The sequence below is a fragment of the Streptomyces celluloflavus genome (assembly GCA_000720995.1).
Classification (GTDB): Bacteria; Actinomycetota; Actinomycetes; order Streptomycetales; family Streptomycetaceae; genus Streptomyces; species Streptomyces celluloflavus.
Genome location: JOEL01000002.1, coordinates 1 through 26,849, shown reverse-complemented (window position 1 = coordinate 26,849; position 26,849 = coordinate 1). Strand labels below are relative to the sequence as shown.

The window sequence follows — 26,849 nt, the reverse complement described above, 5'->3', positions numbered from 1 at the left end:
CGTACCGGGGTGGGTCGTGCTTCCGGTACCGAAGCTATGAACCGCCGCCCGTGGTCGGCGTCACTCCGGGGAGCACACCTTCCGCGTAGCTCCGAAGTACTACGGGTAGGGGGTGGGGGCCGTCGGCCGCACGCGCCGAAGCGGCACCTCGGCCGCGCCGCGCCGGTCACCGCTCCGCCGGTCACCGCTCCTCCGGATCACGACGGACGCATGTGACCGGTGAGGCGGAGGGACCTCCCGGCCGAGCGCTGCGAGGCGTGTACCGCCGCCGCGCGCGGACGGCGTCCGTCGCTGCCGTGGAGGGCGCCTGTCGACGTGCACGGCGCCGGTGCGAGACTTCGACGGGCACGACCACCACGCACCGTCCGGACGAGGGAGCCGAGCACATGAGCAGCAGCAGCTATCGGGACCGGTGGATCGAGTGCACCCCCGACGCCGTGCGGATTCGCGGCTACTACTTCCCGTGGGGGACCAAGACCGTCCCGTACCGCTCGATCCGCGCGATCCGGCAGGTGACGATGGGGCCGGCCAACGGACAAGCGCGCCTGTGGGGGACCGCGAACCCCCGTTACTGGGCGAGCCTGGACCCGGGGCGGGCCGGCAAGGACACCGCGCTCGTCCTCGATCTCGGAAAATTCGTCCGGCCCTTCATCACGCCGGACGATCCCGCGGCCGTGGCGGCCCTCATCTGCGACCGCGCCGACCTCGTCCTTTCCCGCTGACAGCGGTCTTCGCGGCACCTCCCGGAGCGGCCCGAGGCGGGCGCGGCAGCCCCGGCGACACCCCACCGGTCCCAGGTACACCAGGTGAACAGGCCGTGAAGAGGCCCGGTCGAGCGCATACTGGAGGCGATGACAAAGCCAGCCATGATCAAGCGCCCCCTGCCCACCAGCCCCTTCAAAACCGCCGCCGCGCCGCCTCTCAAGGTGTTCGCGGTGGGCGACCGGGTCACCCATGACGTGCACGGTCTCGGCCGGGTCACCGCGGTCGAGGACGGAATCGCGGTGCTCGTCGACTTCGGCTCGCTGCAGGAACGGATCACGAGCCCGTACCCCAAGTTGACCATCCTCTAGGGCCACCGGGTCCGTGGCACCACCGGGCGGCCAGTACTTCCGCACCGGAGCCGGGGCGAGGCGAACCGCCGGGCTCGCCCTCTCCCCCGGCGCCATACGACGCCGGGCGTCGGCCGGTTGAGGTCACGATCCTGAGCTGACGCGTCCGCGCGTACCCACCTGCCGACGAGCTCTCCCGGCCGCGCTGCCGGGTGCTCTCCTTCCTCGACACCGCGTACGACGACGCCCTGCCCGCCGAGCCTCCGGTCTCCGCCCCTCTCCTCGAAGACATCTGGACGCGGAACGACGCCAGGACGCTGTGCCGGTACCGGGCGACGGGCTGCACCGAGCCCGGCCACCACCTGCGCCTCCACGCGAACCACCGCACCGCCGCCGAGGAACCCGGCCGCGCGATCGGCAGCCCGCGCCCCGGTCCGTGCCCCATGGCGGCCTTCGCGTACGCACCGCTCGCTGACGAGGCGCGGCTGCGGCGTGCGTTCCGCCGGGTGCGTGTGTGCCGGCGCTTCGGCCATGGCCGTCCGAGTCCATGCCCCGCCCGCCCGGGGCGGGGCCGGAAAATCCCGTGGAGAAGTCCGCTCCGCCCTGGCACCATCACCGCATGATCGAATCACTGCTGCCGCCGGACGCCGCGGAACGTGACCGGTGGGTGCGTACCGCTGCCCGCAACAACGCGAGTTGGTGCGAGGCGGTCTGCCGGGCACACGGCACGCCGGGCGCCTTCGTGGAGGGGATGTGGGCCAGTGCGCACCGCACGCCGCCGCTCTATCCCGATGCCGTCACGCTGACCCCGCACACCGCGGGCGCGGACCTGCTGGCCCGGATCGACACCGCCTCGCCCGGCTGCTCGGTCAAGGACAGCTTCGCCTGCCTGGACCTGACCGGCGCGGGCTTCGAGGTGCTGTTCGAGGCGGAGTGGATCTACCGGCCGGCCACCCTCGCGGCTCCGGCCCCGGTGGACGGCGTCCGCTGGGATGTCGTACGGGACGCCGACGCACTGGCCGGCTGGGCCGCGGCGTGGGGCGCGGACGGAAATGGGCCGTTCCGGAGTGAACTGCTCGCCGACGAGGAGACGTTCTTCCTGCGCGGCCGGAACGGTGACACGGTCGTCGCGGGGGCGGTCGCCAGCCGGAGCGAGTCCGTGGTGGGGCTCTCCAACGTGTTCGCGGCGGACGGCGCGGCGCGTGCCGCCTGGGCCGGTGTGCTCGCCGCCGTCGCCGAGCGGTGGCCGGGGCTGCCGGTCGTCGGGTACGAATCCGGCGACGACCTGACGGCGGCGGTGGACGAGGGGTGCCTGCCCATCGGGCCGTTGCGGGTGTGGCTGCAGGCCGGCTGACCGCTCAGCGGCGCTCGGTCAGCCGCCGGTAGGTGACCTTGTTGTGCCGGACATGGATGACCTCGACGGTCAGCTGGCGCTCCAGGCCGGTGGGAAAGTGCGCCGTGCAGCGCACCACGGTGTACGGCACGGGCCGCAGATCGCCGGCGCAGCGCACCCGGTCTGGCCCGTTGCGCAGCGGCAGGCTGAGCTGACCGCTGACGGTGCGGGCGATCTCGGCGCGCGGAATGGTGTGTGTGCCGCCGTCGACCACGCCGGTGGCCTCCCGGGGCATCAGCCGGGCGGCGGCGTAGACGACAACGCCCGTCACCAGCAGGGCGGTTGCCAGTCCGATGGCGACCGCGCGCCACAGGCGGACGGGGCTGACACCGGTGCTCATCGGTGTCAGCCCCGGCCGTTGCGGATACGCCGGTGGCAGCGCACGGCTCCCCGGCCGGCGGTGCCGGCCGGCCGCGCGCCGCCGAGCACCGTGACGGCCGTGCTCGCGCCGGAACCGCCGCCGAGACCGGTCTCCGAACCATCGCGGGGAACCGCCGCGCCGTCCCGGCCGCCGGCCCGGCCCGTCCGGTGGGCCGTGCCCGCCCTGCCGGGCTCGCCGGCGGCCGTCAAGGTCCCGGCGATCTTCCTCTGCTGTCCGGCTCCCTTGCCGCCGCCGCAGAGGAGGGTGACGGTGTACGCGCCGGATCCGGTGGACTCCGGCACGGTGCCGGTGCCGCCGGTCTGGTTCCGCAGCGGGGACGGCGCCGGCTTCGGGATTTCTGCGCCGCCGAAGACGGCCTCGCCGGGGCCGCTGCCACCGTCGAAGACGGCGAAGCTTCCACCGGGCGCCACCGGATCGGGCCGGACGGTCACCGAATGCGCCTCACCCGAGGCATCCGCACCACGGTCACCGGCGCTCACCGCGGCACCGGCGCCCCGCAACGCGCGGGCCGCCGCCGGGGCGCCGGTCACGGAGGCGCATCGGGAGGCGTGGCGAAGGGTGCGGCGCAGGGACATACCCCGAGCGAAGCGCCCGGCCTCCTCGCGCGCACCTCGGTGGTACGCCGCGCCTTGGGCCAACCGACTGGCCGGGCGCCCCGCGCGGTGGTTCTCCCCGCAGGTCACACGGTTACGCGCGCCTCGTACGGCGGACGGGCCCGGCTGGGCTTTCCGGGTACCTGCTGGGCCTTCCGGGGGTGGGGTCCGGCCGGTCCCCCTACGGGCGGAAGTCCGGCAGCGGTGGGCGGGCGTCCGCCCGCCGGTCGACGGGCGTGCCCACCCCTGCCCCCGCCCGCGCCCCGCCGGTCAGCTGCCGCACGGCCCGGGGTCCATCGGGCCGGGATCGATCAGCCCCAGGGTCATCCACTGGTCGGGGGCCGCCAGGGCGCGGAAGCCGATCTTCTCGTAGACGCCGTGTGCGTCCTTGGTCGCGAGGGTGATGCGGGCCAGGCCGCAGGGGGTGAGGTGCTCGGCGACGGCCTCGACCAGGGCGGTGCCCAGTCCCTTGCCGCGGTCGTCCCGGCCGATGTAGACATCGCAGAGCCAGGCGAAGGTGGCCTGGTCGGTGACCACCCGGGCGTACCCGGCCTGGCGCCCCGAACCCGCCTCGTACAGACCGAAGTTGAGCGAACCCGCGACCGCTCGGTCGTACTGCTCCCGGGGGCGGCCCAGGGCCCAGTAGGCGTCCGTGGACAGCCAGTGGTGGACCAGGTCCGCGTCCAGGCGGGCCCGGTCGGTGGAGATCTCGTAGCCATCGAGGGCGTGTGCGTTCATGCCGGGAGGTTCGCAGACGCGCGGGCCGGCGTCGAACCGATTGCCGAAGACGGGCCGGGCCCGTACCGCCGCACCCGGGCCGCCGCGGGCCCTGCCGCCCGCGCATGGGGTCCGCACGGCCGGATCACCCCGCGGCGATGCGCAGTTCGTCGCAGGCGGTGCGGAGCCGGCGGACGCCCTCCACGAGTTCGGCGGTGCCGGCCGCGGAGGCGAAGCTCAGCCGCAGGTGCGGGGCCGGCGGCTCGGCGGGGAAGTAGGGGCGGCCGGCCGCGACCGCGACGCCCGCGTGCAGCGCCGCACCGGTCAGTGCCGCCTCGTCCGTACCGTCCGGCAGCCGCAGCCAGAGGTGAAAGCCGCCCTGCGGGACGTACAGCGCGCCGCCCGCCGCCCGGCCGGGCACCGCCCCCGGGCCGGGTGCGGTGAACGCGGGCAGCCACTGGTGCAGCGCCGCGACCATCGCTTCCCTGCGGTCCGTCAACTCCCTTGCGATCAGGCGCAGATGACGGATCCAGGCGGGCGATCCGACGAGCTCCAGGGCGGTTTCCTGGAGGGGCTTCGACACAAAGAAGCCGTCCACGACCTGGATGGCGCGCAGCCGGTCGAGGACCGGCCCACGGGCGGCCAGGGCGCCCACCCGCAGGCTGGGCGAGGCGGCCTTGGTGAGCGAGCAGACATGGACGACCGTGCCGTCCGGGTCGTCCGCGCTCAGGGTCGGCGGGAGCGCGGGCGTGTCGTCGTGGACCAGCCGCCGGGCGAAGTCGTCCTCCAGTACGAACGCCCCGGCCGCGCGGGCCACCCGCAGCACCTCGCGCCGCTGCTCCCCGGCGAGGAGGGTGCCCGTCGGGTTCTGGAAGAGCGGCTGGCAGATGAACAGCCGCGCGCCGCTGGCCCGGAAGGCATCGGCGAGCAGATCGGTGCGTACACCGTCGGCGTCCATCGGTACGGGTACCGGCCGCAGCCCGGAGGCGCGGGCGGCGGCGAGCATGCCCGGGTAGGTCGGCGATTCGACCAGCACCGGCGCGCCGGGCGGGGCCAGTGCGCGCAGCGCGGCGGTCAGCGCGCTCTGCCCGCCGGCGGTGACCAGGACGTCACTGGCGGCGAGCGTCCCGCCCGGCCCGCCGATCTCCCGGGCGAACCAGGCCCGCAGTTCGGGCACGCCTTCGACCGGGGGCCGTCCCCAGGCGCCGGGCCGCCGGCCGGCCCGTGCGAGCGCGGCGGCGAGGGCGCGTTCGGGCTGGAGAGTGGGGTGCAGATAGCCGCCGTTGAGCTCGATGACGCCGGGGGCCGGTGCGGCGAGTGTGGCCAGCACCCCCGACGCGTCCACACTGCGCGGCACCTGGTCGCCGGCCGGTTCGGCGCTCAGGGCGATCTCCTGCCAGGACGTGTCGACCGGCCGCGGGGGCCCGGTGCGCGGCGCGGCCCGGAAGGCCCCGGCGCCGGGCCGGGTGACGACCAGGCCCTCGGCGACCAGCTCGGCCAGCGCCCGGGAGACGGTCACCGGGCTCACCCGGTGCCGTTCAACGAGGGCGCGACTCGATGGCAGCTTCTCACCAGGAGAGTAGCGGTTCAGGTCGGCACGGAGGATGGCGGCCAATCCCGCCCCACTGCTACGCTCATGCATGAGAGATAACGATAGCGCTATCACCCCGACGGCGATAGCAGTGAGCGGCGGACCGGCGAGCGGGACGGCCAGCGGACCACCGGGGCGCACCGTCGGGGACGGCCCGGACACCGGTCCGGCGGGCACCGCCGACCACGCCCCGGCGGACGGCCCGGCCGGAGCCGCCCACTCCGCGTCCACCTCTCGCGGCACCGCATTCGCCGCGCTCGGCGTCGCGGCCTTCTCGCTCACCTTTCCCACCACCGCCTGGGCGCTGGAGGGCATGGGTCCGTGGACGGCGGTGATGCTGCGCCTCGTGCTGGCGGCCGCGATCGCGGGCGGCGCGCTCACCGTGTGCCGGGTCCGGCCACCCGAACGGCGCCACTGGGCGGGGCTCGCGGTCGTCGCGGGCGGCGTCGTCCTCGGCTTCCCGCTGCTGACCACCCTCGCGCTGCGGACCTCCACCACCTCGCACGCGGCGGTCGTGGTCGGGCTGCTGCCGCTGACCACCGCCGCCTTCGGCGCCCTGCGGACCGGGACGCGGCCCTCCCGTACCTTCTGGTTCGCCTCGCTGGCCGGTGCCGCCGTCGTCATCGGCTTCGCGGTGCAGCAGAGCGGCGGGGCGCCGAGCACCGGGGACCTCTACCTGTTCGCGGCGCTGCTGGTGTGCGCGGCGGGCTACACCGAGGGCGGCCGGCTCGCCCGCGAGATGCCGGGCTGGCAGGTGATCGGCTGGGCGCTGGTGCTCGCGCTGCCGATCTCGGTGGTGGGCTCGGTGGCCGCGCTGGCCACCGAACCGCTGCACCTGACGGCGCACGCGGTCGGCGGGCTGCTCTGGCTGGCGATCGGCTCGCAATTCCTGGGCATGGTCGTCTGGTACCGCGGGATGGCCGACATCGGTGTCGCCAAGGCGAGTCAAATACAGCTCGCCCAGCCGCTGTTGACAATGGTGTGGGCCGTGCTGCTGCTCGGCGAGCACCTGCCGCCGACCGCCGCGGCGGCGGCGCTCGCGGTGCTGGTGTGCATCGCGGTCACCCAGCGGACGCGCGGCTGACGGCACGCGCGGGGAACGGCGCGGGGGCGGACGGAGCCGTCCGGACCGGGTGAGGAACGGGAATGGGACGGACCGGGCGGGCGGGGCCCGGGATGTGTGCCCGGGGCAACAGGCCCGCTCGGACGTAAAATTGCCGCGACGGCAGGTACCGCCGTCCGGGCCGCCCCAGGTCCGTAAACCCTTGGCCGTTCAACCAGCTCGGCCGTCACTTCGTCGGCCCCCGGTCGTACGGCCGCCAGAGGCGGAAGGACACCCCTGATGAAAGCGAGCACAGGCGACCATCTGGTGGTGCACGGCAGGATCGTCGGGCAGCACGACCACGTCGTCGAGATCATCGAGGTGCTGGGGACGAACGGCACTCCGCCGTACCGCATCCGCGCCGAGGACGGCCATGAGGCGATCATGTCGCCCGGCCCCGATTCGGTCGTCCAGCACAAGACGGCGGCCGACGTCCACCCCACCCGCTGACCCGGTCCCCGCCGCCGGCGGTCACCACCCGCCGTCGGCGGGCGCGGGGACGCACCGGCCTGCCCTCGGGCCCCGGTCTCACACCGACGGCCGCGCCGGGCCGCCGTAGTGGTCGCTGACGACCCGCGCCAGCGCGCCCACCCGGTCCTCGGCCACATCCGTCGCGGCGAAGTAGACATGGCCGCCGACCTGCGGGTAGCCGTGGGCGAAGGTGAGGTGGCGGGAGAGTTCGGCCGGGTCCTGCCAGGCGGCCGGCTGCGCCGGATCGCCCGCCTTGTACAGGGCCTCGCCGATGTAGAGGTCCACACCGGTGCCGGCCACGGTCCGCGACCACCAGGGCACCAGCTCGGCGTAGTCGGCGGCCGGGAAGCCGATGTTCCAGTACACCTGCGGCACGATGTAGTCGATCCAGCCCTCGCGCACCCACCGCCGGGTGTCGGCGTACAGGTCGTCGTAGGTCTGCACCCCCGCCCGGGTCGCGGAGCCCGCCGGGTCGGTCGTGTGATTGCGCCAGACGGCGAACGGGCTGACGCCGAACCGCACCCGGCGCCCCGCCCGCCGCCCGGCCTCGGCGGTCCGGTGCGACATCTCCCGGATCAGCCGGTCGATGTTGTTCCGCCGCCAGTCGGCGCGGTCCGGGAAGCCCGCGCCGTGCGCCGCGTACGCCGCGTCGTCGTCGAAGGTCTGGCCCGCGACCGGATACGGATAGAAGTAGTCGTCGAAGTGGATCCCGTCGACGGCGTAGCGGCGTACCGCGTCCAGCATCGCGTCCTGTACGAAGCGGCGGACCTCCGGCAGCCCCGGGTTGTAGTAGAGCTTCCCGCCGTACGGCAGCGCCCAGCCGGGGTGCCGCCGCGCCGGGTGGCCGGGCACCAGCCGGCCCGGATCGGTGTGGTTGGCCACGCGGTACGGATTGCACCAGGCGTGCAGCTCCAGCCCGCGCCGGTGCGCCTCGCGGACCGCGAAACCCAGCGGGTCCCAGCCCGGGTCGCGGCCCTGCTGCCCGGTCAGGCACTCCGCCCACGGTTCGTAGCGGGAGGGCCACAGGGCGTCCGCGGTGGGCCGCACCTGGAAGAACACCGCGTTCAGCCGGTGCGCGACGGCGGCGTCGAAGCGGGCCAGCAGCTCGGCCTGCTGCGCGGCGGGCGGCAGGCCCGGCCGGGAGGGCCAGTCCAGATTGGCGACCGTCGCCAGCCACATACCGCGGACGTCGCGGCGCGGCCGGCCCCCCTGACCGGCCGGGGCCCTCCCCTCGGCCGCCGCCTCACCCGCGGCGGCCACCGCCTCGCCCGCGGCGAGCAGTGCCGAGGCCGCGCCCAGCGCCGTCGCCGCGAACCCTCTTCGTGTGATCCCTCGCATGGAAAGCCCCCAGCTTGTCCGGTTCATCCCGTCCTGGCGCGTCCTATCGGCTCAGCATGCCCGCCCCGGCCCCCGGTGCACAGGACCGTGCCGGGTAACGTCGGGAGCGAGGCGGACGCCGCACCCTTACGGCCGACCGCCGGTCCTGAAGATCAGCGAAAGGCACGAGGTGACGGACATCGAACGCGTCGGAGTGGTCGGCTGTGGCCAGATGGGCGCAGGCATCGCCGAGGTGTGCGCCCGCGCCGGGCTGAACGTCATGGTCGCGGAGACCACCGGCGAGGCCCTGGAGCTGGGGCGCACCCGTTTGACCAACTCCCTCGGCAAGGCCGCCGAGCGCGGCAAGATCACTGCCGCGGAGCGCGATGCGACACTCGGCCGGCTCAGCTTCACCACCGACCTCGGGGAGTTCGCCGACCGCGACCTCGTCATCGAGGCCGTGGTGGAGAGCGAGCAGGTCAAGACCGAGATCTTCCAGGTCCTCGACCAGGTGGTGACCCGGCCGGACGCGATCCTGGCGTCCAACACCTCGTCGATCCCGCTGGTGAAGCTGGCGGTCGCGACCTCCCGTCCCGACCAGGTCATCGGCATCCACTTCTTCAACCCGGCACCGGTGCAGAAGCTCGTCGAGCTGATCCCCGCCCTGACCACCGGCGAGGACACCGTCAAGCGCGCCGAGGCGCTGGTGCAGGACGTCCTGGGCAAGCACGCGATCCACGCCCAGGACCGCTCGGGCTTCGTCGTGAACGCCCTGCTCATCCCGTACCTGCTCTCCGCGATCCGGATGTTCGAGTCCGGGATGGCCAGCCGGGAGGACATCGACAACGGCATGGAACTGGGCTGCGCCCACCCGATGGGCCCGCTCAAGCTCTCCGACCTGATCGGCCTGGACACCGTGGCCTCGGTCGCCGCCTCGATGTACGAGGAGTACAAGGAGCCCCTCTACGCCGCTCCCCCGCTGCTCCAGCGGATGGTGGACGCGGGGCGGCTGGGGCGGAAGAGCGGGTCGGGGTTCTACTCGTACTAGGGCGCAACCACGTACGTATGGTGGCGCCGCCAAGTGGCGCTGCTTCAGGGGGAGTTCACTTGAAGCAGCGCCGATTGCGGCACTACGCTCGCGCGACTCACACCCTCCGCCGGCCCCTCGCCCACGCAGCCGCACCAATCCAGGGTTGGCTCGCACGAGGGATGTAACCCAGCACGGCGGCGCCTCCAGCTGTTGGGCCAGTCCCTGACCTGTCATTGCTGATCACACCCATACCCGGCTTCCCTGTCCCACCCTCGGATCACGGCAGCGGATCGACCGCACCCCGGCGACCCCACAAAAACCCTGCCCCTGCTGCCTGACACCCCGCTGACGTTCTGGCGCCGAGCATCGGCTCCGCTACGTCGTCGAGCAGGCCTTCGCCCCGCTCCACCGCTTCCCACTCCTCGCCACCCGATGGGAACCCCGCACCGAACTCCACCACGCCTTCGGCTCCCTCGCCCGCAGCCCCATCTGCGGGAGACGCCTCAAGAAATCACGCTCCTGATCGTGTGACGAGCTCTCGGGGCACATCGCCGACAAGGCGTTGTCGACTGGTGCTCGGTCGTCAGGTCAACCACCGCTCGGCGGCTTCGTACGGTCCGGATGCGACTTGCCCGATGATTGCTCTCCACGGGTGAAGGGCGTACGCGGACAGGGTCGTCGGGCTGCGCGGTGGCCTATCGAGCGAAGCAGTGCTCGTTCAAGCCGTCCTGGCGCTGCATCACTACACGTCAATCGCCGGGCGGCGGAGCTCTGGTGTGTGGATCAGGGGTGGACGGACCCGTTCAGGTATGCCAGCACCGCCAGCACCCGGCGGTTGGTGTCGTCGGAGACGCTGATGCCGAGCTTGCTGAAGATGCTGGCCGAGTGCTTGCCGACGGCGCTTTCGCTGACGAACAGCCGTGCGGCGATGGCGGCGTTGGAGCAACCCTCGGCCATCAGGGCCAACACCTCTCGTTCGCGCGGCGTGAGCATGGCGAGCGGGTCGTCGCGGCGACGGCCGCCCAGCAGTTTGGTCACGACCTCCGGGTCCATCGCGGTGCCGCCGCCCGCCACCCGTCGTACGGATTCCACGAACTCCTCGGCGCCGAGCACCCGGTCTTTGAGCAGGTATCCGATCCCCCCTGCGCCATCGCCCAACAGCTCACGTGCGTACAGTTGTTCGACATGCTGTGAGAGCACCAGCACGGGCAGCCCCGGCCGCTCGCGCCGGGCCTCCAGCGCCGCCTGCATGCCCTCGTCGGTGAAAGTGGGAGGAAGCCGTACGTCCACCACGGCGACGTCCAGTTCCTCCTCGGCCAGCGCCCGCCGCAGTTCCGGCCCGCTGGCCACAGCGGCGACGACGGTGAAACCGTGCGCCGTCAAGAGGTTGCAGAGCCCCTCTCGGAGGAGGAAGAGGTCTTCCGCGAGGACAACACGCAAGGCAGCTCCATCATCACCAGGGTCGGGCCTCCGGCCGGACTCTCGATGTCCACATTACCGTCGAAGGCCGACAGGCGGCGACGGATCCCGCGCAGCCCGCTGCCACCCGGCCCGAGCTCGGGTCCCGCCTCCTCATGAGCGCCCCCGCGCCCGTCGTCCCACACCGTGCAGCGCAGCACTCCGTCTGCGTGGCTCAGTTCGACGCGGGCGTGCGCCGCATCCCCGTGCCGGGCGGCATTGGTCAGCAGCTCGGCGACGGCGAAGTACAGCGCTGTCTCGATCGGCCCGTCCGGACGGCTCGTCAGCCCTTCGGCGTCGACCTCGGCCTGTAGCGGGGCGTCCAGGGCGAGCGCGCGCAGCGCGTCGACCAGCCCGCGCTCGGCCAGCACCGGCGGGCGGATGCCGCGCACCAGGTCGCGCAGCTCCGTCAGCGCGCGCGCCGAGCTGTCCCGCGCCTGCCGCACCATCTCGCGCGCCCGCTCCACGTCCGTCTCCAGCAGCGCGTCGACCGTGCCGAGGGCGAGACCTATCGCCACCAGCCGGGCCTGCGCACCGTCGTGCAGGTCACGTTCGATGCGGCGCAGTTCCGCCTCGCGGCTGTCCACGGTCGTGGTGCGGGTCTCGGTCAGCTCCTCGACCCGCTCGGCCAGCCGGCGGCGCTCCATCTCGGCGGCGACGGACGGAGCCGGGGCGAGCAGCCGGGGCAGCCACCGGTGGGCGTGCAGTCGGGAGGCCGGGCCGGCCAGCCGCAGCGCGGCGTAGTAGAGGGCGAGGCCGCCGGGCAGCGCCGCGACCGGCGAGTTGAACACCGCACCGTAGAACATGCCGTGGTGGCTGCCGAAGAACGCGGCGATGCCCGGGGCGAACAGGCCGAACAGGCCGTACCAAGCCATCATATTGGGGGCGAACAGCACCACCAGGGCCACCAGTGGCTCCAGTGCGAGGAAGAACAGGTCGCGGCGGTTGGCCGGGTCCTCGCGGAGCGGGCGGTCCCGGAGACGGGGGCTGGGGATGACGCTGCCGCCCCAGCGCTCGGGGAGCTTGCGGTAGGTGTCGGTCAGCTTGCGCACCGCGCGCACCCAGCCGTGCTCGGCGTTGCCGTTCGCGACAAGTTGGGCCAGGAGGCCGACGAGCAGCATCGCGAAGGCCGCAGGGCTGCACCAGCCGACCACCCAGCAGTACCCGAGTTCGCGGTGGCGCTGCCCGAGGCTGCGCAGGGCGGTGCCGACGACGCCTCCGGCGGTCGTGGTCACTGGCGGACCCTTTCTGTTACGGGCCCCGTAGCGGGGTTCGCGATGAGAGGCGGGGTGGTGGCCGTCCGTTGAGGGCCCGCATGGCACCGCCGCCCCCGGCTCTTCGGGAGCAGTCGACCGGCGCAGCGGGCCGCGCCGCGGAGCGCCGGTCAGCGACTGCCCCGGGATCAGCTTTGTCACCGGCCTGTCGCGGACAGGCACGAGGATAGCTGTGGCGCTGCCCCGGAACGCGTACTGCGCCGGGATCGACCGGGCATCGGCCGAGCGTGCGGTCTGCTTCCCGACCGAACCCGGCCGCGTGCGGAACGAGTTCACCCATCGTGGCAGGGCCGGAGGGCCGGCGACATGCGCCCAGGCCCCGCACGGGGGGTGGGTCTAGCCCCACCCCTCCTCGGGAGCTGAGCCCAGTGTTCGCGATACCGCAGCTCCGTAGCCTCGAAGACATCAAGGACGGACGCGGACGGGGGGGAAGGGCATGACCGGGATGGGCATCGTGAACGAGCACGCGAGATCGTCGAACGGGCCGCTGCTGCAGAGCCTGGGGTTGAACGTCGCCGCGCCGCTGGCCGTGTTCTACGGCCTGCGAGCGGCTGGGGTCGGTCTGTGGTGGGCAGTGCTGGCGAGTGCTGTTCCGCCGGTGCTGGAAGCGTTGCTGACGGTGGTGCGGGAGCGACGCATCGGGGCGCTCGGCATCCTGGTGCTCGCCATGGTGGCCCTGGGCGCGGCGCTGTCGGCGATCTCGGGGAGCCCGCGGTTCATGTTCGCCAAGGACGGCTGGATGACGGGGGTCGTCGGGCTGGCGTTCCTGGCCACGCTGCGCGGTCGGCCGATCATCTACCGGATCGTGTCATCGGTGGCGAGGGGGGAGAGGCGCGCGCAGGTGGCAGGCCAGTGGCAGAACTCGCCGTCCTTCCGCCACCTGATGCGACGGCTGACGGTGGTCTGGGGCATCGGTCTGCTGCTGGACTCGGTGGTGCGGGTGGTGCTCGCGTACACGCTGCCCGTCGACTCGGTGATGGTGGTGACCACGCTCCAGTACGTGGTGCTGTTCGTGGTGTTGGAGACCTTCAGCCGGCGCTATGGGCGGAAGCCGGACAGGGTGGCCGCCATCCGCAACGAGTCGGCCACGGCGTCCTGACCAGACCATCAGGTCGCTCAGAATTTCAAGATCGCGGAGGGACAGAGGACATGGCACAGGTCGTGGTAGTCACGGGTGCGGCGAGCGGGATCGGCGCGGCGGTGGCGCGGCACTTCGGCGGGCTCGGGGCGCACGTGGTCGTGGCGGATATCGACAAGGCGGGCGGCGAGGCCGTCGCCAAGGAAGTCGGCGGGCTGTTCGTCCGTACCGACACCACGCGGGAGGCGGACAACCTGGCGCTGATCGCCACCGCCGTGGAGACCTACGGCGGGCTGGACCTGGTGCACCTGAACGCCGGGGTCGGCGACGGCGGCGGGTTCGCGGAGGACGACTACGACACGGAGCGGCAGCACCGGGTGCTGGCGGTGAACCTGCACGGCGTGATGTTCGGGCTGCATGCGGCGCTGCCGGCGCTGGCCGCGCACGGCGGGGGCTCGCTGGTGGTGACCTCCAGTATGGCCGGGGCCTCGGCGGTGACCTTCGACCCGGTGTACGCGGCGACCAAGCACGGAGTGATCGGACTGGTCCGCTCGCTGGCGCCGACGTGGCAGGAGAAGGGGGTGCGGATCAACGCGATCTGCCCGGGGTTCGTCCGTACGTCGCTCCTGCCGGCGGAGACCGTTGACTACCTCGTCGGCGAGGGCTTCGCCGTGGCGCAGCCCGCCGAGATCGCGGCGTCGGTTGCCGAGATCGCGGCGGGCGAGGAGGCGGGGCGTGCGTACGTGCTTCAGGCGGGCCGTGCCCCGGACCCGGTGTCCTTCCCGAAGTTCGAACTGGTGCGGACCGGCGCCTGAACTTCGCAAAATCCACCGACGCGCCGCACCTCGCTGCACAAGAGAAGATGCTCGGTGAGGCCCGGCCAGGCCCCATGCGCATTGCACCCTCCACATGTAGTTGTCGAGGGAGTTGAACGTCTCCTCGCACCGCCCCATTTCGCACATGCTTTCCGTCGCGCGACAGGAGCCGCCGCCAACTCCTCGACGACCAGCGGTGGCAGGGCATAAAGCACCGATCGGGATTCCGCCCGCGCACATATCGGTCCACGTCTCGACACGGCATTCCCGGCGTATACCGCGGGCTACCCACACGTAAGAGCTGCCCCCTGACAGGGGTTTCGGCGGGAACCCCTGAGGGGTCTCCGGGAATGATTCAAAGATAACCCTTGGATCCCCCGAGAAAGGGCGCCTCCGCTTGACCGGGGTACGGGAGCTGGGAATAATTGCCGCCTGCATATAAGCAGCAACTCCGCACCCCTGCTTCCGACTTGGGACACCGAAGCCCTCTGAGATCGGGGGCGCCCTCCATAGCGAAATCCCCCACCGATACATAAAAGGAGTCACCTTGCAGAACACCAACTCGACTTCCGAAGCCGGCTCGCAGCTTGAGCGCAAGTCCGTGTTTCGGAACGTGAAAATGCTCGTTCTGATCTATATCGTCCTCAGCCTGGCAACCGTCGGCGCGACGGTGATGCTGCAGGACAATCACGATCTGGTGACACCCACCGTCTGGGTCCGCGGCATTATCGTCGCCTTCACTTCGCTGCTGATGTACGGCTTCGCTTCCTCCGCGGCGAAGGGCAGCCCCAAGGGGCTGCTGCGGCTCCGGATCGCGGTGACGATCATGGTGCCGGTAATCGTCGTGTTTCTCGCGCTGCCGGACTCGATCCCGATGTGGATGAAGATTGAGCAGGGCGCCTGCGGGCTCGTCCTGCTCCGCGTGATGTCGATCATCTACGGGCGGCGGGTGCGCCAGCTGTTCCGCTGAACGAAGGTCAGCGCGTGCGGGCCGGGTCCGGTGTGAGTGTGCCGGGCCCGGCCCCTTCGTTTCACGCGGGCGCAGTGGCCGTCACAGTGGTGAGATGGCGGTCGAGAATGTCGAGGACGGCCGGCATCTGATCGGTGAGGTAGAAGTGGCCGCCGGGAAAGACGTGCAGGTCGAAGGCGCCGGTGGTGTGAGCGCGCCATTCCTCGGCCTCGGCCACGGTGGTCTTGGGGTCGCGGTCACCGGTCAGGACGGTGATCGGGCAGGAGACGGCATCGGTCGGGCCGGCGCGGTACGTCTCGATGGCGCGGTAGTCGGCACGGAGCGATGGCAGGGCGGCGGCCATCAGGTCGGGGTCGTCGAGGACCATGGAGGCCGAGCCGTTGAGGCGGCGGATCTCGGCGATGATCGCGTCGTCGTCCAGGCCGTGCACGGCGGCGGCCGCATCCTGGACGACGGCGGGGCCGCGGCGGCCGGAGACGAAGAGCCGGGCGGGCGGGCGCCCCTCGGCCTCCAAACGGCGGGCCACCTCGAAGGCGACGCAGGCACCCATGCTGTGGCCGAAGAGGACGAAGGGGAGGTCCGGCTGCTGGCGGGCAAGGACTTCGGCGCTGCGGGCGGCGAGTTCCCGCAGGTCGGTGACAGGGTCCTCGCGGCGGCGGTCCTGGCGGCCCGGGTATTGGACGGCGAGGACGTCGACACGGTCGGCGGTGCGCAGGGCGAAGGCCACGGGCCGGTAGAAGGGGGCGGTGCCGCCCGCGTGCGGGAAGCAGACCAGGCGGGCGGCGGGGACCGCGTCGGTCTGGCGGTAGCGGCGGAGCCAGAGGCTGTCGTCGATCGCGTCGGGCATCGCGGGTGCTCCGTTCAGTGGTCTCGGTCGAGGCCGAGCTCGGTGTCGATGAGGGCGAAGAGGTCCTCGTCGGTGGTGTCGCCGAGGGGGTTCGGGCGGGACTTTCCGAGGAGGGCCGCCAAACGGGTGCGCGCCTGGGCCCCGGCGGGGCCCGAGGCGGCGGCGAGCAGCGGTTCAAGGGTGTCGAGGGCCGCCACCAAGGGGTCAGCCGGGCGGAGTTCGTCCAGGAGGTGGTGGGCGAGGGCGGTGGGTGACGGGTGCTCGTAGACGAGGGTCGGGGGCAGGTCGAGGCCGGTGGCCGCGGTGAGGCGGTTACGGAGTTCGACGGAGGTCACGGAGTCGAAACCCTGCGCCTTGAAGGTGCGCGTCGGATGCACGGTGCGGGCATCCGCGTGGCCGAGGACGGCGGCCGCGTGGGAGCGGATGAGGTCAAGGAGCCCGAGGTGGTCGAAGGCGCGGGCGGGGGCAGCAGGGGCGGGTTCCGGAAGAGGGGCCGCGGGCACGGCCGGGGCGGCGTGGTCGTCGAGGAGCCAGTAGTGGGTGCGCTGGAAGGCGTAGGTGGGGAGGTCGACGGTGCGGGTGACGGGGATGACGGTGGCCCAGTCGACAGGCGCGCCGTGGACGTATGCCTCGGCGAGCGAGGCGAGGAGACGGTCGGGGCCGCCGTCATCGCGGCGCAGGGTGCCGACCGCGAGCCGGGCCCTCGCGGCGAGGGCAGTGGTGAGGACCGGGTGCGGGGATATTTCGACGAAGGTGCCGTGGCCGGTGTCGGCCAGGGCGCGGACGGCACCGTCGAACTCCACCGTTTCGCGCAGGCCGGCATACCAATAGGCGGCGTCGAGTTCGGGGCCGTTGATGTCTTTGCCGGTCAGGGCGGAGATCATCGGAACCGACGTCTCGCACGGGGCGATGCCCTCCAGCGCCGTCAGGATCTCCTCGCGCAGCTCGTCCACGTGGGCGCTGTGCGAGGCGTAGTCGACGGGGAGGGTCCGGGTACGGGTATCGGCGTGCTCGTCCGCGAGGGCACGCAGCGCCTGTGTCTCGCCCGAAATCACGGTGGCGGTCGGCCCATTGACGGCGGCGATGGCCAGCCGGTCGCCGTACGCCGCGATCCACCCGCGCACGGTGGTGGCGGCCTGTTCGACGGCCATCATGCCACCGCGCCCCGCCAGGGCCGTCAGCGTCTTGCTGCGCAGCGCGACGACTTTGGCGGCATCGTCGAGGGAGAGGATCCCGGCGACGGCAGCCGCCGCAATCTCGCCCTGCGAGTGCCCGACCACGGCATCGGGCCGGACCCCGGCGGCCTGCCACACGGCGGCCAGGGACACCATCACCGCCCACAGCGCCGGCTGCACCACATCGGCGGCCTCGAAGCCATGGCGGCCGGCCAGAGCGTCGGCCAGCTCCCACTCCACGTACGGAGCGAGAGCAGCCGCGCACTCCGCGAGGCGAGCGGCGAACACCGGTGAGCACTCTGCCAGTTCACGCCCCATACCCACCCACTGCGAGCCCTGCCCCGGGAAGACGAACACCGTTTTTCCGGGACCTTCGGGGTGGACCTCGCCGGTGAGAACGGCGGCGGCGGGGCGGCCGGCGGCAAGGGCCGCGAGGCCGGTGCGCGGGTCGGGGCCGAGCAGGACCGCACGGTGTTCGAGGGCGGCGCGGGTGGTGGCGAGGGAGTGGGCGACGTCCTGGTACGGGACGTCCGGGTGGAGGTCGAGGTGTGGGGCCAGGCGGTCGGCCTGGGCGGCCAGGGCCGCGGGGGTACGGGCGGAGAGGAGCCAGGGGGTGGCGGCGCGGTCGGTGCGCAGCACACTGCCGGTGGGCACGGGGGCGGGAGCCGGATCGGCAAGGGCCGGTCCGGCGGGGGGCTCCTCAAGGACGAGGTGGGCGTTGGTGCCGCCGATGCCGAAGCCCGAGACGCCCGCGCGCCGCGGGTGTGCGGTCCCGGGCCAGGGGGTCGGCTCGGTGACGAGCCGGACGGCACCGCTCGACCAGTCGACGGCGGGGGTGGGGGCGGTGATGTGCAGGGACTCGGGGAGGGTGCCGTGCCGGAAGGCGAGGATCGTCTTGATGACGCCCGCGGCGCCCGCAGCGGACAGGGTGTGGCCGAGGTTGGATTTCACGGAGCCGACCAGAAGCGGGTGCTGCTCAGTGTGGTCCGCGCCGTAGGCGGCCAGCAAGGCGCCCGCCTCGACCCGGTCGCCGAGGCGCGTCCCCGTGCCGTGTGCCTCGACGGCGTCGATGTCGGCGGGCGTCAGGGCCGCGTCGGCGAGGGCCGCGTGGATGACGTCGCGCTGGGCGTCGCCGTTGGGGGCGGTGAGGCTCTGGCTCGCGCCGTCGGAGTTGACGGCGGAGCCGCGGATCACGGCGAGCACCCGGTGGCCGAGGCGGCGGGCCCGCTCCAGGCGTTCGACGACCAGCATGCCGGCGCCTTCGGACCAAGCGGTGCCGTCCGCGTCCGCCGAGAACGGTTTGCAGCGGCCGTCCGGGGCAAGGCCGCGCAGCGCGCTGAAGGCCACGTAGTAGTAGGGCGTGGTCATCACGGACACACCGCCCGCAAGGGCGAGTTCACACTCACCGCGGCGCAGCGCACCGACCGCCAGGTGCAGCGCCACCAGTGAGCTGGACGCGGAGGTGTCCACGGTCAGGGCGGGTCCGCGCAGGCCGAGCGCGTAGGAGACACGTCCGCTGATGATGCTCGGGGCGGTGCCGGTGAACAGCGGCCCCGCGAGGTCGGCGGCGGCCTGGTGCAGGCGCGGACCGTAAGGCCGGGCCTCGGCGCCGAGGAAGACGCCCGTGCGGGAGCCGTGGAGGGCGGTCGGGTCGAGCCCGGCGCGTTCCAGGGCTTCCCAGGAGGTTTCGAGGGCGAGGCGCTGCTGCGGGTCCATGGCCTCGGCCTCACGCGGGGAGAGGCCGAAGAACTCGGCGTCGAACCCGCCCGCGTCGTCCAGGAATCCGCCGCGGTCGGCGGCGGAGCGGCCGCCGCTGCGCAGCGCGTCGAGGTCCCAGCCACGGTTGGTGGGGAAGGGGCCCGCGACGGTGCGGCGCTCGGTCAGGGCCTGCCACAGGTCCTCGGGCGATGCGATGCCGCCGGGGTAGCGGCAGGCCATGCCGACGACGGCCAGGGGCTCGGTCATGCGGACGCCCCTCTTGCCGGTGTGAGGGCCGTGGCGGCGACGCGCATGGTGGTGGGCGCGGGGCGGGGCTCGGCGACGAGGTGGCGGAACTCGATGCCCGCGCGGTCGGCGGCGCTGTCGTCGTCGAGGGTGGCGAGGCAGTCGCAGCTGTCGTCGGTGAACCCCGCGAAGCGGTAGGCGATGTCCATCATCCGGTTGCGGTCGGTGCGGCGGAAGTCGGCGGCCAGGTGGACCCCTGCCCTCGCCGCCTCGCTGATCAGCCAGTTGAGCAGCACGGAGCCCGCGCCGAAGGACACCACCCGGCACGAGGTGGCGAGCAGCTTCAGGTGCCAGAACTGCTCGTGGTAGCCGAGCAGCAGCACGCCGACGGCGCCGTGCGGGCCGAAGCGGTCGGTGAGGGTGACGGTAAGGACCTCATGCTCCGGGTCGGCGAGCAGGGCCCGCAGGTCGGCGTCGGAGTAGTGGACGCCGGTGGCATTCATCTGGCTGGTACGGAGGGTGAGCTCCTCGACACGGGAGAGGTTCTCCTCGTCGGCCGGCGCGATCTCCATGACCAGTTCGAGGGAGCGCAGGAACTCCTCGTCCGGGCCGGAGAAGGACTCACGCTCGGCGGTGCGGCGGAAGCCCGCCTGGTACATCGAGCGGCGGCGGGCGGCGTCGACGGTGACGGCGGCGGGGCTGAACTCGGGCAGCCCGGTCAGGGCGGTGGCCTGCTCGGCGTCGTAGCAGCGCACCTCGCCGTGGTGGTGGGTGACCTCGGCGCGCTCGGCGGGCTGGTCGTCGATGAAGGCGATCGTCTTCATCGCGAAGTTCAGCTGGCCGGCGATCTCCTTCACGGACTGGGACTTGGCATGCCAGCCGATCTGCGGCAGCACGAAATACTCGGCGATGCCGAGGGCTTCCAGGCGTTCCCAGGCGTGGTCGTGGTCGTTCTTGCTGGCCACGGACTGGAGGATGCCGCGGGCGTCGAGTTCGACGATGGTTCGGCGGATCTCCTCGGGCAGGTCGACCTCGGGGTCCTCCAGGAGGGTGCCCCGCCACAAGGTGTTGTCCAGGTCCCAGACCAGGCACTTGACGAGGGTCGGCTCGTCGGACACGGGTGGCTCCTTCGTGGTGGCAAGTGTGGTGGTGCTGCGTGATGCTGCGGGGTTGCGTGACGCTGCGTCAGGTCGTGTCGAGCGCGTGCTGGGCAAGGATCAGCTGGGAGATCTCGGTGCTGCCCTCGATCAGCTCCATGGCCTTGGCGTCGCGGTAGGCGCGGGCCACCACGTGGTCGTCGGTGTAGCCGCGGGAGGCGAGGACCTGGACGGCGACGGCGGCGCCGCGGGCCGCGTGGGTGGCGGCGACCTGCTTGGCGAGGACCGCGGCCACGCCCATGTCGGTGGCGCCGCGCTGCCACTGCTCACTCGCATAGCGGCAGACCTGTGCGGCGATGCGCTCGGAGGTGTAGAGCTCGGCGATGTGCCGGGCCACCAGCTGGTGGTCGGCGCTGCGGACGCCACCCTGCTCACGGGAGCGGGCATCCGCGGTGGCGGCCGCAAGGCAGGCACGCAGGATACCGACGCAGCCCCAGGCGACCGACATCCGGCCGTAGGAGAGAGCGGTGGTGAACAGCAGCGGGAGCGGCTGGCGGCCACCGCCGAGTACGGTCTCCGCGGGGAGCCTGACCTCGTCGAGCAGCACCCGGCAGTGCGTGGCGGCGCGGCAGCCGAGCGGGTTGGGGACGGGTTCGACGGTGACACCGGGGGCGTCGGTGGGGACCACTACGGCGGCGCCGTCGGGGCCCTCGCCGTGCAGGCCGAGCACCAGGATGACGTCGGCGTAGGCCGCACCCGTGATCCACATCTTCTCGCCGGTGACCAGGACGTCGCCGCTGCCGTCGCCGACCGGGCGGATACGGGTGGCCATGCCGCTGAGGTCGGAGCCGGCGCCGGGTTCGCTGAAAGCGACGGCGGCAAGGCGGCCGCTCGTCAGATCGGCGAGGAGGCGGCGGCGCTGTTCGCGGTCGCCGAAGCGGCGGATCGCGGCGGCGGCGATGCCCTGCACCGTCATGATGCTCCGCAGCGAGCTGCACAGGGCGCCGACGTGGGCGGTGAGCGCGCCATTGGCGAGGGGGTCGGCACCCGGCCCGCCGAAGCGGGCCGGGACCTCGGCGCACAGCACGCCGCTCGCGCCGAGCTTGCGCAGCAGTTCGACGGGGATACGGCCCGCGGCGTCCCAGGCGGCGGGCCCGTCGCCGATGAGGGCGTCGATCTCAGCGGTGTCGATCACGGTCGAGCCGATCGCGGTGGGGTTGCTCATATCTCTCTGTCGCTCTCGCCCTCGCCCTCGCTGTCGCGCAGGCGAAGTACCAGGGCGGACATGGCGCGCACGCTGCGGAAGTTGTCCATGGACAGTTCGGGGCCGACGATCTCGATGTCGTACTCGTCCTCCAGGTGCACCACCAGCTGCATGGCAAACATGGAGGAGACCAGGCCCGCGTCGAACAGGTCCTGCTCGGGGGCGGGTTCGGCGCCGGTGCGCTCGGCGAGGAAGGCGATCAGCTGCTTCTCGACGCCGGCGGCGTCGATGCCGGGGTTCATGGTGGTCATGGTGAGCTCTTTCGTGTCGTGAGGGATCGGGCGAGGCCCGGTCAGCGGTAGTCGTAGAAGCCGTGGCCCGTCTTGCGGCCGTGGTGGCCGTCACGGACCTTTTGCAGCATCAGGTCGCAGGGGTCGCACTCGGGGTCGCCGGTGCGTTCGTGCAGTACGCGCAACGAGTCGACCAGGTTGTCGATGCCGATCAGGTCGGCGGTGCGCAGCGGCCCCGTGGAGTGGCCGAGGCAGCCTTCGAGCAGGCCGTCGACGGTTTCGGCCGATGCGACGCCCTCCTGCACGAGCATCGCGGCGCGGTTGATCAGCGGGTGCAGCAGCCGGTTGATGACGAAGCCGGGCGCGTCGTTGATCACCAGGAACTTGCGGCCGAGCGCGGTCAGGACGGCTGTGACCTTGTCCATCGTGGCCTCGCTCGTGGCGGTGCCGCGGATCACCTCGACCATCTCGATGAGGTACGAGGGGTTCATGAAGTGCACGCCGACCAGCTCGTCGCCGCGGACGACCCAGCCCGCCATCTCGTCCACCGGTATGCAGGAGGTGTTGGAGATCAGCAGGGTGCCGGGGGCGACAAGGCCGGAGACCTCGGTCAGCACCTTGCGCTTGGTCTCGGCGACCTCGACGACGGCCTCGATGACCGTGGTGGCGTCGGCGGTGTCGGCGAGGGAGGTGGTGGTGCGCAGGGTGCCGCGGGGGCGGTCGGCCGGGAGCACGCCCATCAGCTGGGCGTGCTTGAGCTTCTGCCGGATGGTGGTGCGGGCGGCGGCCAGGATCGCGTCGTCGACGTCGACGAGGGTGACGTCCAGGCCATGGCCCAGAGCGAGGGCGGAGATGTTGGTGCCCATCACTCCGGCGCCGACGAGGGCGAGGCGGTGCCGCTGCGCGGACCGGTGCTCCTTGGGGTCAGTCATCGTTCCTGTCCTGGTTGTTGAGGTGGGCGGCGAGCCAGGATTCGACGGCCCGCGCGGTGGCCTCGGCGTGGTCGCCGATCATGGAGAAGTGGTCGCCCGGCACGGTGACCGGGGTGACGTCGTCCGAGTGCCCCCATGGCGCATCGACCGCCGGGTTCGGGCCCTCGGGGCCGTCGGCGGGGCGGACGAGCAGGGTGGGCAGGTCGGTGGCGTGCGGGAGATGGTCGCGCCAGTCGAAGGCGTAATAGTGGGCGAGGGCGGTCAGCCAGTCGTCGCCCCCGACGCCACCCGCGCCTCGGCTGCCCCGGTTGTTGGCGAGGACGGCGGTGGGCAGGTCGGCCAGCAGGGCGTCGGGGACGCCCGCGGTCTCCGGCATGAACGTGTCGAGCAGCACGACGGCTGCCGGTGCGCGGCCCCGGCCGGCCAGGCGGGCGGCGAGTGCGTGCGCGGTCAGGCCGCCCGAGGAGTAACCGACGAGCACGAACGGTGTGCCGGGCGCCGCTGTTTCGGCGGTGGCGAGGACGGTCGCGGCGTAGAGGTCGAGCAGCGCGTCGGGGTCCGCCGCCAGCGGTTCGCCGGGGGCGAAGCCGGGGACTGCGGCGGCGAGCACCTGGTGTTGGCCGCGGAAGCCGCGGGCGAGGCGCGCGAACTCTTGGGCGTCGGCGGTGGCGCCGAAGGACGGCAGGCAGATGAGGACGGGACGGGCGGGGCCGTCGGGGCGGCGGGTGAGGGTGGTCAGCGGCGGGATGCGCTCCAGGTCGGTGGGTGCGGTGAAAGTGGGCCGGAAGGCGGCGAGGCCGGTGATCAGGTGCATGGCGTCGGCACCCCGGCCTTCACCCTGCGCACGGAGGTAGAGGGTGGCCAGGGGGTCGAGACCCGTGCTGTCGAGGGGAGCTGAGGGGGCGCCTGCGGGGAGGGCGAAGCGGCTCGCGTGGCCCTCCGCCGTGTCCGCTCGCACCGGCGCCGTCTCGAAGCGCTCCCGCAGGTGGGCGGCGAGCTCGGTCGGTGTGGGGTGGTCGAAGACCAGCGGGCCGGTCAGGCGAAGGCCGGTGACCTGGGCGATCCGGTTGCGCAGCTCGACGGCGGACAGGGAGTTCAGGCCCTGTTCCAGGAAGGTGGCATCCGTGAGGACGGCGGCCCGGTCGGTGTGGCCGAGGACGGCCGCGGCCTGTTCGCGGACCGTGTCGAGGAGGATCGCCTCGCGTTCGGCCGGCGAGGGCGCGGCGGTGAGCCTGGCGCGCAGTTCGGCCCCGGCGGCGCCACTCGCGGTGGCTGCCGACGCGGCGTCGTGTGCCTTACGTACGGCGGGCGCCAGGGCGCGCAGTACGGCAGGGAGTTTGATTCCGGCGCGGGCGGCGCCCCGCAGCGTGGGGAGGTCGAGCGGGACCGGGACGAGCTGTGCCTCGTCGCGGCGCAGTGCCAGGTCGAGCAGGGCCAGGCCCTGTGCGGTGGCGAGCGTGCCGACGCCGGTGCTCCCGAAGCGGGCGCGGTCGGCGCCGGTCAGCTCCTTCGTCATGGCGCTGGCCTCGGCCCACAGGCCCCAGTTGAGGGAGACGGCGGGCAGCCCGGCCGCACGGCGGCCGGCCGCGACGCCGTCGAGGACGGCGTTCGCCGCGGCGTAGTTGCCCTGGCCGGGTGCGCCGAGGACGGCCGCCGCGGACGAGAACAGCACGAACAGGTCGAGGGCGGGTGCCCGGTGGCGGGTGAGCCGGTCGAGGTGGCGTGCGGCGTCGGCCTTGGGGCGCAGCACGCCCTCGATGCGGGCGGGGGTGAGGGAGGCGAGCACGCCGTCGTCGAGTACGCCCGCGGCGTGCACGACGCCGGTGAGGGCGCTCTCGCGTTCCAGCAGGGCGGCGAGTTGGGCGGGATCGGCGGCGTCGCAGCTCGTGACGCGGACGGCCGTGCCGCGGGCGGCGAGGTCTGCGGCGAGCGCCGGGACACCGGTGGCGGACGGTCCTGAGCGGCTGGTCAGCTGGAGGGAGGCGGCGCGGCCGGTGGTGGCGAGGTGCCGGGCGACGACGGCGCCCAGGGTGCCGGTGCCGCCGGTGACGAGGACGGTGCCGGGGGTGGTGCCGGTGTCTGCGCGCTCCGGTTCGGTGAGGGGGCGGGGGCGGACGAGGCGGCGGGTGCGGGCGACGCCGTGACGTATCGCCAGCTCCGCCTCGGGCTCCGGGGCCGCGAGGGCCGCCGCGAGAGCGGACAGGGCGTCGTCGTCGGTGTCGTCGGTGCCGTCGGTGTCGTCGGCCGGCAGGTCGGCCAGTACGAAGCGGTCCGGGTTCTCCGACTGCGCGGAACGGACCAGGCCCCAGACAGCTGCGCCGGCGAGGTCGGTGACGTCTTCGCCGGGTTCGGCGGCGAGGGCGCCGCGGGTGACGAGGACGAGGCGGGCGGGCTCCAGGTCGGCGGCGGTCAGCCAGTCCTGAAGGAGCGGCAGCACGGCGGCGGCACCGTCGGACGCGTCGGCAAGGACCAGGTCGGGGGCGGGAGCGCCCGCGGCCACGGCGGCGGCGAGAGTGTCCAGGGTGTCGTAGGCGGTGGCGCGCGCGGCGATGCCGGTCGGGCCGGTGCCTATGACGGCCCAGGTCAGCCGGTCGGGGCGGCCGGTGGCGCGGGCCGGGGTCCATTCGACGGCGAACAGGGCATCAGCTGCCCGGCCCACAGCAGCAGTTGCGGTGTCACCGGCTTCGGCGCGGCGCATCACGATCGCTTCGATGTCCAGGACCGGCGCTCCTGTGAGGTCGGCGGCGGTCAGCTGAAGCCCGCCGGTACCGGCACCGTTGTCGTTCTGCCGCAGCCGCACCCGCAGCGCCTTGGCGCCGACGGCGTGCAGGGCAAGCCCGGTCCAGCCGAAGGAGAGCCAGGTCTCGCCGGATTCCCAGCCGCCGGTGGCGAACACCCCGGCCTGCTGGGCGGCGTCCAACAGCGCGGGATGCACGCCGAAGGCGGGGGCCGCGTCAGCGGCCTCGTCGGGCAGGGCCACCTCGGCGAACACGTCGTCGCCGCGCCGCCACACGGCACGCAGCCCCGCGAATACCGGGCCGAGGTGGTAGCCGCCTTCGGCGGTGGCGCGGTAGAAGGCTTCCGGGGCGACGGGGACGGGCTCGGCGCCGGGCGGCGGCCAGGTGGCGAAGTCGGCGTCGGGCAGTGGCTGTGGCGGTCCGTGCGGGTCCGTGGGGGCGAGCAGGCCGGTGGCGTTCCGCGTCCACGGCAGGTCGTCGCCCGCGTCACCGGGCCTGGAGTAGAGGCCGAGTTCGCGACTGCCGTCGGCGCCGGGAGCGCCGATCACGGCCTGTACGCGCACCGGGCCGGCGTCGGCGGGCAGCGGCAGCGGGGCCAGCAGCATGAGGTCCTCGACCCGGGGGCTGCCCACGCGCCCCGCGGCGGCGAAGGCCATCTCGGCGAAGGCGGCGCCGGGCAGGAGGGTGCTGCCGTGCACGGTGTGGTCGGTGAGCCAGGGGTGGGTACGGGTGGAGAGGCTGCCGCTGAGCACCAGGGCACCGCCGTCGGCGGGCGCCGTGGCGGCGCCGAGCAGCGGGTGGCCGAGCGGGTCCAGGCCGAGTTCGGCGGCGCCCGCGGCGCTGCCCGCACCGTTGGGGCGCGGCCAGAAGCGGCGGTGCTGGAAGGCGTAGGTGGGGAGTTCGACGCGCCGGGCGGCGGCGCGGACCGGCGGGGAGGCGGGCAGTGCGGCCGTCCAGTCGACGGGCAGGCCGTGCACGTGTGCCTCGGCGAGGGAGCGGAGCAGCCTTGCCGCACCGCCGTCCTCCCGGCGCAGGGTGTCGACAAGCACCGGGTCGGGCAGGTCGGCGCGGGGGGTGAGGACTTCCTCGACGGCGGTCAGCAGCACTGGGTGTGCGGAGACCTCGACGAAGCTGCGGTAACCGGACGCCGCAAGGGCAGTCACCGCGTCAGCGAAGCGGACAGTACGGCGCACGTTCTCGTACCAGTACCCGCCGTCGAGGAGACTGCCGTCCAGCCAATCGCCCCGCACAGTGGAGAAGAACGGCACCGCACCCCTACCCGGCCGAATCCCCGCCAGACGAACCGGCAACATCTCGGCCAACGGCTCACACAGACGCGAATGCGCCACAAAATCCGACACGGGCACCCGCCATCGCAT

General features: G+C 73.0%; 22 protein-coding genes and 1 pseudogene. 9 read left to right on the top strand and 14 right to left on the bottom strand.

Annotated elements, in window-relative coordinates:
- Window positions 1–386 precede the first annotated feature (386 nt).
- The 3 genes from IH09_RS01785 (at window position 387) to IH09_RS01770 (ending at window position 2,406) form a co-directional block, all read left to right on the top strand.
- Complete coding sequence (locus IH09_RS01785; protein ID WP_052853468.1) at window positions 387–722, top strand: PH domain-containing protein; 336 nt, start codon at window positions 387–389, stop codon at window positions 720–722.
- 129 nt (window positions 723–851) lie between these two features.
- Window positions 852–1,073 carry a hypothetical protein gene (locus IH09_RS01780; protein ID WP_052853467.1) on the top strand — a complete coding sequence of 74 codons (222 nt, stop codon included), beginning with the start codon at window positions 852–854 and terminating at the stop codon, window positions 1,071–1,073.
- Between the two features lie 598 nt (window positions 1,074–1,671).
- Window positions 1,672–2,406 carry a hypothetical protein gene (locus tag IH09_RS01770; protein ID WP_052853465.1) on the top strand — a complete coding sequence of 245 codons (735 nt, stop codon included), beginning with the start codon at window positions 1,672–1,674 and terminating at the stop codon, window positions 2,404–2,406.
- Window positions 2,407–2,410: 4 nt separating this feature from the next.
- Here the strand turns inward: IH09_RS01770 and IH09_RS01765 are convergent, their stop codons facing one another.
- The 4 genes from IH09_RS01765 to IH09_RS01750 form a co-directional block, all read right to left on the bottom strand.
- A complete protein-coding gene (locus IH09_RS01765; protein WP_052853464.1) occupies window positions 2,411–2,785 on the bottom strand; it encodes a hypothetical protein in 375 nt (124 codons plus the stop codon).
- 5 nt (window positions 2,786–2,790) lie between these two features.
- Window positions 2,791–3,357 carry a hypothetical protein gene (locus IH09_RS01760; RefSeq protein ID WP_190233182.1) on the bottom strand — a complete coding sequence of 189 codons (567 nt, stop codon included), beginning with the start codon at window positions 3,355–3,357 and terminating at the stop codon, window positions 2,791–2,793.
- Window positions 3,358–3,690: 333 nt separating this feature from the next.
- Window positions 3,691–4,158, bottom strand: a complete 468-nt coding sequence (locus IH09_RS01755; RefSeq protein ID WP_052853770.1) for a GNAT family N-acetyltransferase — start codon at window positions 4,156–4,158, stop codon at window positions 3,691–3,693.
- Between the two features lie 124 nt (window positions 4,159–4,282).
- Window positions 4,283–5,779, bottom strand: a complete 1,497-nt coding sequence (locus IH09_RS01750; RefSeq protein ID WP_052853462.1) for an aminotransferase-like domain-containing protein — start codon at window positions 5,777–5,779, stop codon at window positions 4,283–4,285.
- Between IH09_RS01750 and IH09_RS01745 the strand changes: the two genes are divergently transcribed.
- Window positions 5,778–6,812 carry a DMT family transporter gene (locus IH09_RS01745; protein ID WP_052853461.1) on the top strand — a complete coding sequence of 345 codons (1,035 nt, stop codon included), beginning with the start codon at window positions 5,778–5,780 and terminating at the stop codon, window positions 6,810–6,812. The genes IH09_RS01750 and IH09_RS01745 overlap by 2 nt on opposite strands.
- Window positions 6,813–7,070: 258 nt before the next feature.
- Entirely contained in the window at window positions 7,071–7,280 is a 210-nt protein-coding gene (locus tag IH09_RS01740) for a DUF1918 domain-containing protein (RefSeq protein ID WP_052853460.1), read from the top strand.
- Between the two features lie 78 nt (window positions 7,281–7,358).
- On the opposite strand, the gene IH09_RS01735 is transcribed toward IH09_RS01740, so the two are convergent.
- Entirely contained in the window at window positions 7,359–8,639 is a 1,281-nt protein-coding gene (locus IH09_RS01735) for a glycoside hydrolase family 10 protein (RefSeq protein ID WP_052853459.1), read from the bottom strand.
- A 169-nt stretch (window positions 8,640–8,808) separates the two neighbouring features.
- On the opposite strand from IH09_RS01735, the gene IH09_RS01730 reads away from it, so the two are divergent.
- Entirely contained in the window at window positions 8,809–9,666 is an 858-nt protein-coding gene (locus IH09_RS01730; protein WP_052853458.1) for a 3-hydroxybutyryl-CoA dehydrogenase, read from the top strand.
- 765 nt (window positions 9,667–10,431) lie between these two features.
- Here the strand turns inward: IH09_RS01730 and IH09_RS01725 are convergent.
- On the bottom strand, window positions 10,432–11,088 hold the full coding sequence (locus IH09_RS01725; RefSeq protein WP_052853457.1) for a response regulator transcription factor: 657 nt from the start codon (window positions 11,086–11,088) through the stop codon (window positions 10,432–10,434).
- The gene (locus IH09_RS01720) at window positions 11,028–12,341 is read right to left on the bottom strand and encodes a histidine kinase (RefSeq protein WP_052853456.1); all 1,314 of its coding nucleotides are present in this window, start codon (window positions 12,339–12,341) and stop codon (window positions 11,028–11,030) included. The genes IH09_RS01725 and IH09_RS01720 overlap by 61 nt, the downstream gene beginning before the upstream one ends.
- A 475-nt stretch (window positions 12,342–12,816) precedes the next feature.
- On the opposite strand from IH09_RS01720, the gene IH09_RS01715 reads away from it, so the two are divergent.
- From IH09_RS01715 to IH09_RS01705, 3 genes are all read left to right on the top strand, one after another.
- Entirely contained in the window at window positions 12,817–13,479 is a 663-nt protein-coding gene (locus tag IH09_RS01715) for a VC0807 family protein (RefSeq protein ID WP_052853455.1), read from the top strand.
- A gap of 50 nt (window positions 13,480–13,529) precedes the next feature.
- Window positions 13,530–14,273 carry an SDR family NAD(P)-dependent oxidoreductase gene (locus tag IH09_RS01710; RefSeq protein ID WP_052853454.1) on the top strand — a complete coding sequence of 248 codons (744 nt, stop codon included), beginning with the start codon at window positions 13,530–13,532 and terminating at the stop codon, window positions 14,271–14,273.
- Between the two features lie 547 nt (window positions 14,274–14,820).
- Window positions 14,821–15,243, top strand: coding sequence for a hypothetical protein (locus IH09_RS01705; protein WP_205380017.1), 423 nt, complete (start codon window positions 14,821–14,823; stop codon window positions 15,241–15,243).
- 61 nt (window positions 15,244–15,304) lie between these two features.
- Here the strand turns inward: IH09_RS01705 and IH09_RS01700 are convergent, their stop codons facing one another.
- The 7 genes and pseudogenes from IH09_RS01700 to IH09_RS01670 all read right to left on the bottom strand — a co-directional run bounded on the left by IH09_RS01700 (window position 15,305) and on the right by IH09_RS01670 (window position 26,849).
- Window positions 15,305–16,090 (bottom strand): thioesterase II family protein, encoded by a 786-nt coding sequence (locus IH09_RS01700; protein WP_052853453.1) that lies wholly within the window; start codon window positions 16,088–16,090, stop codon window positions 15,305–15,307.
- A gap of 14 nt (window positions 16,091–16,104) precedes the next feature.
- Window positions 16,105–19,224 (bottom strand): annotated as a pseudogene (locus IH09_RS01695) (type I polyketide synthase); the annotation flags it as partial.
- A 2-nt stretch (window positions 19,225–19,226) separates the two neighbouring features.
- The gene (locus tag IH09_RS01690) at window positions 19,227–20,327 is read right to left on the bottom strand and encodes an HAD-IIIC family phosphatase (RefSeq protein WP_052853451.1); all 1,101 of its coding nucleotides are present in this window, start codon (window positions 20,325–20,327) and stop codon (window positions 19,227–19,229) included.
- A 67-nt stretch (window positions 20,328–20,394) separates the two neighbouring features.
- Window positions 20,395–21,531, bottom strand: coding sequence for an acyl-CoA dehydrogenase family protein (locus IH09_RS01685; RefSeq protein ID WP_052853450.1), 1,137 nt, complete (start codon window positions 21,529–21,531; stop codon window positions 20,395–20,397).
- Complete coding sequence (locus IH09_RS01680) at window positions 21,528–21,821, bottom strand: acyl carrier protein (RefSeq protein WP_052853449.1); 294 nt, start codon at window positions 21,819–21,821, stop codon at window positions 21,528–21,530. The genes IH09_RS01685 and IH09_RS01680 overlap by 4 nt, the downstream gene beginning before the upstream one ends.
- Window positions 21,822–21,862: 41 nt before the next feature.
- Window positions 21,863–22,732 carry a 3-hydroxyacyl-CoA dehydrogenase family protein gene (locus tag IH09_RS01675; protein WP_052853448.1) on the bottom strand — a complete coding sequence of 290 codons (870 nt, stop codon included), beginning with the start codon at window positions 22,730–22,732 and terminating at the stop codon, window positions 21,863–21,865.
- Window positions 22,725–26,849, bottom strand: coding sequence for an alpha/beta fold hydrolase (locus IH09_RS01670; protein ID WP_110952011.1), 4,125 nt, complete (start codon window positions 26,847–26,849; stop codon window positions 22,725–22,727). The genes IH09_RS01675 and IH09_RS01670 overlap by 8 nt, the downstream gene beginning before the upstream one ends.

Bases quoted from the DNA above. Each gene is read 5' to 3' on its own strand.
- IH09_RS01755 (WP_052853770.1), bottom strand. From the start codon at position 4,158: ATGAACGCACACGCCCTCGATGGCTACGAGATCTCCACCGACCGGGCC.
- IH09_RS01770 (WP_052853465.1), top strand. From the start codon at position 1,672: ATGATCGAATCACTGCTGCCGCCGGACGCCGCGGAACGTGACCGGTGG.
- IH09_RS01685 (WP_052853450.1), bottom strand. From the start codon at position 21,531: ATGAGCAACCCCACCGCGATCGGCTCGACCGTGATCGACACCGCTGAG.
- IH09_RS01765 (WP_052853464.1), bottom strand. From the start codon at position 2,785: ATGAGCACCGGTGTCAGCCCCGTCCGCCTGTGGCGCGCGGTCGCCATC.
- IH09_RS01750 (WP_052853462.1), bottom strand. From the start codon at position 5,779: ATGCATGAGCGTAGCAGTGGGGCGGGATTGGCCGCCATCCTCCGTGCC.
- IH09_RS01785 (WP_052853468.1), top strand. From the start codon at position 387: ATGAGCAGCAGCAGCTATCGGGACCGGTGGATCGAGTGCACCCCCGAC.
- IH09_RS01740 (WP_052853460.1), top strand. From the start codon at position 7,071: ATGAAAGCGAGCACAGGCGACCATCTGGTGGTGCACGGCAGGATCGTC.
- IH09_RS01715 (WP_052853455.1), top strand. From the start codon at position 12,817: ATGACCGGGATGGGCATCGTGAACGAGCACGCGAGATCGTCGAACGGG.
- IH09_RS01780 (WP_052853467.1), top strand. From the start codon at position 852: ATGACAAAGCCAGCCATGATCAAGCGCCCCCTGCCCACCAGCCCCTTC.
- IH09_RS01745 (WP_052853461.1), top strand. From the start codon at position 5,778: ATGAGAGATAACGATAGCGCTATCACCCCGACGGCGATAGCAGTGAGC.
- IH09_RS01680 (WP_052853449.1), bottom strand. From the start codon at position 21,821: ATGACCACCATGAACCCCGGCATCGACGCCGCCGGCGTCGAGAAGCAG.
- IH09_RS01700 (WP_052853453.1), bottom strand. From the start codon at position 16,090: ATGCCCGACGCGATCGACGACAGCCTCTGGCTCCGCCGCTACCGCCAG.
- IH09_RS01735 (WP_052853459.1), bottom strand. From the start codon at position 8,639: ATGCGAGGGATCACACGAAGAGGGTTCGCGGCGACGGCGCTGGGCGCG.
- IH09_RS01670 (WP_110952011.1), bottom strand. From the start codon at position 26,849: ATGCGATGGCGGGTGCCCGTGTCGGATTTTGTGGCGCATTCGCGTCTG.
- IH09_RS01710 (WP_052853454.1), top strand. From the start codon at position 13,530: ATGGCACAGGTCGTGGTAGTCACGGGTGCGGCGAGCGGGATCGGCGCG.
- IH09_RS01675 (WP_052853448.1), bottom strand. From the start codon at position 22,732: ATGACTGACCCCAAGGAGCACCGGTCCGCGCAGCGGCACCGCCTCGCC.